We start from the raw sequence: 6,313 nt of genomic DNA, 5'->3' as shown, positions 1-6,313 counted from the left end.
TAGCGTCTTTTGTGATATTTTGTCTTTCTTATGTGGGCATCTTAACAAAACCAAGAACCGATGGACTATTTGGATAACGTAAATAAACATTTAGATATTCATTTATAAAACCAACTTACAGCCACAATACTTATCATGTGTCAAACATGCAAAATAAGTACGCTACCAACGTTAAACCTAAGATTGTATTCGTTGATAAAAGATAAAAGCTTTCGAGTACATACCGTTGCATTTTCTAGCTATTCGATTTAGTAGCTTACAATCAAAATATTCAACGCCTTTGATATGATTGTTTTCTTTTTGCAAATTCTTTTGCTTGATTAATTTTAAAATGCTTAAAATGAGTAACTTCAACAACAAAAAAGCCCAAATCTTTCGATTTGAGCTTTTTAAAATTTGGAGTGGGAAACGAGATTCGAACTCGCGACCCCAACAATCTTGGGCTATCTCTGAATAAACTTATTTTACCTTCAATAATATCTTTATATATTAATATCTTGGGACTATTGGCTACATTGGATACTTATTACCATCTAATGACTTTTATTAGTGTCACGAAAAATGATAGGGTAAATTTATCCTATCCTCTATTATATTTTTTATTCAATATGTAAATTTATTATCTACATTCTGAAAGTCGCCAGTTTGGCTTGGTTTGGGTTGACGATTTTGCGGTGATTGTTAGCATTATTCACCGCATATGTTGCGGAGAATATGTGGTATAAATACCGCAGATAAGTCAAAATTGAAAATGTGATGGTTGATACTTATATTTATGAAGATCCAAATTGGACAAATTGGCATCATGCGCTATTTCCACAAGGAGTAAGTGGTATGTATGACATGAATGGGGTTTGACCTAAGAATTTATCCAGATTGGCAGTCACCCCAGCTGTTAACACTACTTTTGCCATGTTCTTGGCAGCTTGTGATTTGCTTAAGTCTTTGAGGGTTTTATTGATATCGCCTTTGTTATTGACCAGAGTGGTGCCTGCTTAGGTGGCCAAGGAGGTAAAGGCGGCGTTTGCCATGGCCGCTGTCGCAGAACCTGCTGTGACGGATATACCCATCAAATACAAGGTAGGATGTAAGCGATATTCAACCTTAAAAAAATCTTTGGCTGGCGCCTGTATGGATTGCACGGCAAATGGATCATATTAATACCATAATGCTTTTTAAGGTGTATAGTCGTTATGAACACAATGCCGCGCGCCGTGATGGCAGTGCTTTTGAGACATTACTGCTAAACAGTCAACTCGAACGCTAATTAACTCAATGACACTTTGTAGCTTACTAGCAAGCTGACTATGTAGCTAATTATCTCGCCCAATATTCAAGAAGGATATGGACTGTGTTATTTTCTTGATATCAGTCGTTGCTATCAAAACTATCTGGCGATGGGCTATGGGTCAAGTAGAAGCATTGAATGCCCAAATGCTGAATGACTACGCCTTTTATCAGATGTCTTATAATCCAAAACCTTACTTTTACATTAGTTCCACATAGGATGATTGATTTGCAAATGGATTAAAATTAAGAGATATTTTTGAAGCCCTACATACTATCTGGAAATATTTAGGTGGTATTGTTATTTTATGTTATTCAAAGTAACACACAGCAAAATATCTTTGTAATATTACTAATAAAATTTTTGAGTTGTCGACAAATATTATCGTAAAATTAAGGTGGTTTGTGATTGGTAAATCAATATAAGCAAGGATCTGCTGTGAAAGTTAAAAATAAAAAACATGTTCAAATACAAAGATATAGTATCTGAATCCATCCTAAATGTATCTCCATTGCTGAGTTGATAAGCAGATACGGCACTACCACCCCTATGATAAACTCAGAACACTGCCGTCCTACCGTGGTCAAACTTTCACCGAGCGACTATCTTTTAACGGCAAATTATCTGGCTTTTATCCGTCATATGGATCGGCAAGTTATCACCGCTCAAATTGATCAGTATTTCTCAGAAGAAGTGCTTGTGCGCACTGCGGGTTGGGAATTATGCGACTTATTTGTCAGACAGCGAAAGATAGAGCCTGATATTGAGCAAATGCTTTTTGAGCAAAGCGAGCTGATTTTTGGTAAGCAACTAACACATAAGGAAATCTGTGCCATGGGTCATTGGTGCTATGATGATTTAAAGTACGCTCGAAGACTAGGTCGAGTAAAAACAGGGCTACCGACGTTTTGTTTGACTGACTTTCTATATGAAAGTGGCTTGTCTACCAAGGAGGGAGTCTATAATGAGTTTTGATCGCTACTTTTCACACTGTAATCAAGACACTGATCCGGTATTTATTGCGCAAGCAAAGAAAAGAGACATACTTTTTGACACTAGAGCACAAACACAGTGCGCTTGAGTATCGTGAAACCCAAAAGCCAATCTCGGTACTATTGGATACTTTGCCTGATAAGGTCACACCGCACGGCTTTCGCCATAATGCCATCAGTGTGATGGCGATGATTTTGGGTGGTGCGGATGTACTATTGCCATATTTTAGTGATTATAGTGCCGAAGAGATATTGACTATTAAGCGTAATTTTTTAGGTGATAGTCATAAGATTTCAACAACAGCATGGTGTGTTTTGGCGGAATTTGCTGGTCATGCATCGCCCGAAACGACATTTTCTAGCTATATTCATGTGGCAGATTTGATTGCATACAGTCAAATGGCTTGTGCAACGATTGAAATGCCTGTGACTTTAGTGCAGTTACTAACGGGGCTGCGCCGTCAAAGTTTTAGCGACAATGGACATCATGCCTATGATAAAAACAGTGGTATGGTAAATTTAAATGATGCTCGTACGCTAATTATTAAACAGTTGGGCGCCGATTTTTATCACAGACCCGCCCCTACTAAACTGCCCGCTATCAAAATTGCTGCACGTCGAACATCGCGCAAAAAGGATATACCTGATATGTTAAGGATTGATATATATGTAGCTGTGATGGAATTTTTGGGTAAATTACAGGAAAATTACCCATTTGAGTATGCTAGAGCTGAGGGCTTGGATGTGATCAAAGCAGAAAAAATCAGAGACTATATTGATACTCATCGTGAAAAATTAAAACCCTATTTTGGAGATAGTAGCAAAAAGAATCCGTATCAGTATCTGCCAATCACTCCCAAAACCAAGTAGGAAATCACTTTGCTACACAATTTGCTTGAAAAGTTAGGCGATTTATATCACACAGATCGTAAAGCATTTGATGATTTTGTAATGATTTTGCGCAGTGCAAGTTTTGTACGCAGTGAGATGCGAATGCCTTTTAAGGATCGGGCATTGGTTTATCGATTTGTACAAATTGCCATCAAACTACTAGACGAGAAGTATTGGAAAATTGAAGTTGTTGCTAGGCGGGATATCAAAAAGCCTGTTGATCTAAACCAAGAGTTGGCTCAACTAAGGCAAGAAACCAGTATCACCACCAAAAAACCAGCTCGTAAAAATAGCTCTTATACAGGATTCTTAATTTCAAATACTTGTACCGTTAATAAGAAGAAGCGCAGTAGTGTCGCCATACTGCAACATGTGTGCTTTTTATTGATGGTGGAGGTTGACGCTTTTTTGGAATAGTGTATTGATACACCCATCACCTTACAGGTTCTGAAAACAGTGTTGATCTCTTCGCCCAAATTGAGCAAGCCTACTTTATGTTTGATAATGAAATTGTTAGTATGACACATGAGAAAGCGACGCCATTAGGTTGAGTTTAGACACCTTTATCCCATATGGGTGAATTTTTAAAATAGAGTTGTCTGATTGGGTTTGCGGTAGTGCATCCTTATGCTAATCTGATATCCATTAAGGCCTATTTCACAAAACAAACAAGCGCATAGCTCTAACTACGCTCAGAGGCTGCCGACTTCACCAAAATCCCTTTTTTGACCAGATCTTGATGTCTCTTAGGGTGGTATGGTTACACTACTGAAAAAATCGCTCAAGCTCATCAGCTAATCTATCAGCCTGTGGTGCTTCAAAGTGTCCTTTGGCTTTACCATTAGCGCCTGAAACCACCTGCATCGGATCATTGGTATCATCTGGTAATGCAACTACATTCATGTCATACATACCACTTACTCCTTGTGGAAATAGCGCATGATGCCAATTTGTCCAATTTGGATCTTCATAAATATAAGTATCAACCATCACATTTTCAATTTTGACTTATCTGCGGTATTTATACCACATATTCTCCGCAACATATGCGGTGAATAATGCTAACAATCACCGCAAAATCGTCAACCCAAACCAAGCCAAACTGGCGACTTTCAGGATATGAATAAAAAAGTTTAATACTGTTAAATAGGCAATATAAATAAAAATGATTTAACTCAATCAATCCCTACTGCTTTCATTGACAAGCTTAAGCATGAAAAATTAAAAAATATGATAAATGACGAAAAATGATGGGGTAAATTTATCCTACCATTTTTCGTGACAATATATAAAAATACAACAAAGTGCGTAATTATCATCAACACTGATAATAATCATAAAATATTGATATTTAAAGAGATAATTTAAGATAAAATAAGGTTATTTGGAGAAAAATAGTCGCCCAAGATTGCCAAGGTTGGGGTCGCGAGTTCGAATCTCGTTTCCCGCTCCAAATTTTAAAAGTCCAAATCTTATGATTTGGGCTTTTTTGTTGTTTGAGATTAAGGGGTTTTGGACTGATATATTTTAACAAAATTGTCCAAAGAAAAAGCAACAGTTCAAATTTAGCATTTTATTGCAACTAAACGCAGCTTTTATGAAAATCTCGTTTTTCTAAATGCTTTACAATTACTCAATCACGTACAGTCTCACCTTGTTTTTTCTTTAACGTCAGCCTGCAATGGGTTTAGCTCATATCACTCTCCATTATTAAGACAGATGGGTCTTTCAAAGCAAGAAGTGGAATGCTCTTTTCGGATATGTACAGGAAGAATGACTAAGGCTTACGAAATTGATAGAGCAGTACAACTTATTTACAATGGCTTTCATTTAATAAAAAAGCAGAGCAATCAATAAACAATTCATCAAATCATCTGTGATATTTTGGTATTTAACCATGCCATAATTAAACATTTGTATTTAAAACTCAAAGTAATAGTTTGCTTAATATGAAGCAAAACACCTATACTTCCAATAGAAAATTTATTGGGCCGTCATTGATGCCATGAACTTGCATATCTGCCCCAAATTCACCTGTTTGGACATTAGGATGCACCGATTTAGCATAATGAATCATTTTATCAAACAACACCTTGGCATCATTTGGAGACATGGCAGGAGCAAAATCAGGGCGACGACCCTTATTAGTATGTGCCATGAGCGTAAATTGTGATACCAAAAGCAGTCCGCCACCCACATCTGCCAGGCTTTTATCCATCTTGCCAAGTTTATCAGAATCGGTGGTGTTCTCAAAAATACGATAGCTTAGAATTTTATCAATCAGCTTACACGCATGAGTAAAATCATCATCCCTACCAATGCCCACATAAGCCAGCACGCCCACCCCAATCTGACCCACCAACTTATCACCAACCGCAACATGAGCTGATTTGACACGCTGAATTAACGCTTTCATCAAAACTCCTTGATCTCATCCGCCGTCAAAAACCGACATTCACCCATCTCTAAACCATCAAGGGTGATATTGCCAATGCTTGCTCGGTGTAGTTCAATCACCTTATTGCCAAAATACGCCATCATACGTTTGACTTGATGGTATTTACCTTCGGTCAAAATCAATGTGGCGTGCGTGTCGTCCACAAAAGACAGCTTGGCAGGGCGAGTTTTTTCGTTGTCGCCTTCAAGTAAAATGCCATTAGCGATTTGTTTGATGGCAAGTGCCTGCTCATCAGCGTTCATGGGGTTAGCAAGCGTTATCTCATAGCGTTTGGGTTGGTGATGCTTAGGACTGGTTACTCGGTGTAGCCACGCTCCATCATCAGACAAGAGCAGCGCCCCTGTGGTATCCACATCAAGTCGCCCTGCAATGCGTAAATTCCCCACTTCTGGCACGGCAATCAAATCAGTAACAATGGGGTATTCTTTTGCTTTTAAGGTGCATTCAAAACCATCAGGTTTGTAGAGTAAAATATAGCGATTGCCATCAGCAACCGACAAAGGCTCGCCCACCCATAACACTTCATCATTGGCGACATCAATGTGCATGCTACCATCTTTAACAATGTTATCATTGACAGTAATTTCGCCACGATGCAATACTTTTTTAGCGTCAGAGCGAGATAATTCGGTGGCTTTGCTTAAAAATTTATCTAATCTCATAAGTAATGTTATTTATGTTAAA

7 protein-coding genes and 2 pseudogenes are annotated in these 6,313 nt (G+C 38.0%); 4 read left to right on the top strand and 5 right to left on the bottom strand.

Going from position 1 to position 6,313, the window contains the following annotated elements; genetic code table 11:
* Positions 1–803: 803 nt before the first annotated feature.
* Positions 804–983, bottom strand: a complete 180-nt coding sequence (locus CEW93_RS11075; RefSeq protein ID WP_089539885.1) for a DUF637 domain-containing protein — start codon at positions 981–983, stop codon at positions 804–806.
* A 131-nt stretch (positions 984–1,114) separates the two neighbouring features.
* Here CEW93_RS11075 and CEW93_RS10990 point away from each other — a divergent pair.
* From CEW93_RS10990 to CEW93_RS10805, 4 genes and pseudogenes are all read left to right on the top strand, one after another.
* Positions 1,115–1,267: pseudogene (locus CEW93_RS10990) on the top strand (site-specific integrase); the annotation flags it as partial.
* 570 nt (positions 1,268–1,837) lie between these two features.
* Entirely contained in the window at positions 1,838–2,263 is a 426-nt protein-coding gene (locus tag CEW93_RS06405; protein ID WP_089539882.1) for a hypothetical protein, read from the top strand.
* 74 nt (positions 2,264–2,337) lie between these two features.
* Positions 2,338–3,150 carry a hypothetical protein gene (locus CEW93_RS06400; RefSeq protein WP_143822778.1) on the top strand — a complete coding sequence of 271 codons (813 nt, stop codon included), beginning with the start codon at positions 2,338–2,340 and terminating at the stop codon, positions 3,148–3,150.
* Positions 3,151–3,159: 9 nt separating this feature from the next.
* Positions 3,160–3,588, top strand: a complete 429-nt coding sequence (locus CEW93_RS10805; protein ID WP_186727918.1) for a hypothetical protein — start codon at positions 3,160–3,162, stop codon at positions 3,586–3,588.
* A gap of 5 nt (positions 3,589–3,593) precedes the next feature.
* Here the strand turns inward: CEW93_RS10805 and CEW93_RS06395 are convergent.
* The 4 genes and pseudogenes from CEW93_RS06395 to CEW93_RS06380 form a co-directional block, all read right to left on the bottom strand.
* A pseudogene (locus tag CEW93_RS06395) lies at positions 3,594–3,698 on the bottom strand (IS481 family transposase); the annotation flags it as partial.
* Positions 3,699–3,936: 238 nt separating this feature from the next.
* Positions 3,937–4,161, bottom strand: coding sequence for a hypothetical protein (locus tag CEW93_RS06390; protein ID WP_146416648.1), 225 nt, complete (start codon positions 4,159–4,161; stop codon positions 3,937–3,939).
* A 973-nt stretch (positions 4,162–5,134) separates the two neighbouring features.
* A complete protein-coding gene (dtd, locus tag CEW93_RS06385) occupies positions 5,135–5,587 on the bottom strand; it encodes a D-aminoacyl-tRNA deacylase (protein WP_089539888.1) in 453 nt (150 codons plus the stop codon).
* Positions 5,587–6,291, bottom strand: coding sequence for a pseudouridine synthase (locus CEW93_RS06380; protein WP_089539891.1), 705 nt, complete (start codon positions 6,289–6,291; stop codon positions 5,587–5,589). The genes dtd and CEW93_RS06380 overlap by 1 nt, the downstream gene beginning before the upstream one ends.
* Positions 6,292–6,313: the final 22 nt, after the last annotated feature.

It is taken from the genome of Moraxella sp. VT-16-12 (genome assembly GCF_002224245.2).
Classification (GTDB): domain Bacteria; phylum Pseudomonadota; class Gammaproteobacteria; order Pseudomonadales; family Moraxellaceae; genus Moraxella.
This window is presented reverse-complemented; position numbering and strand designations above follow the sequence as displayed.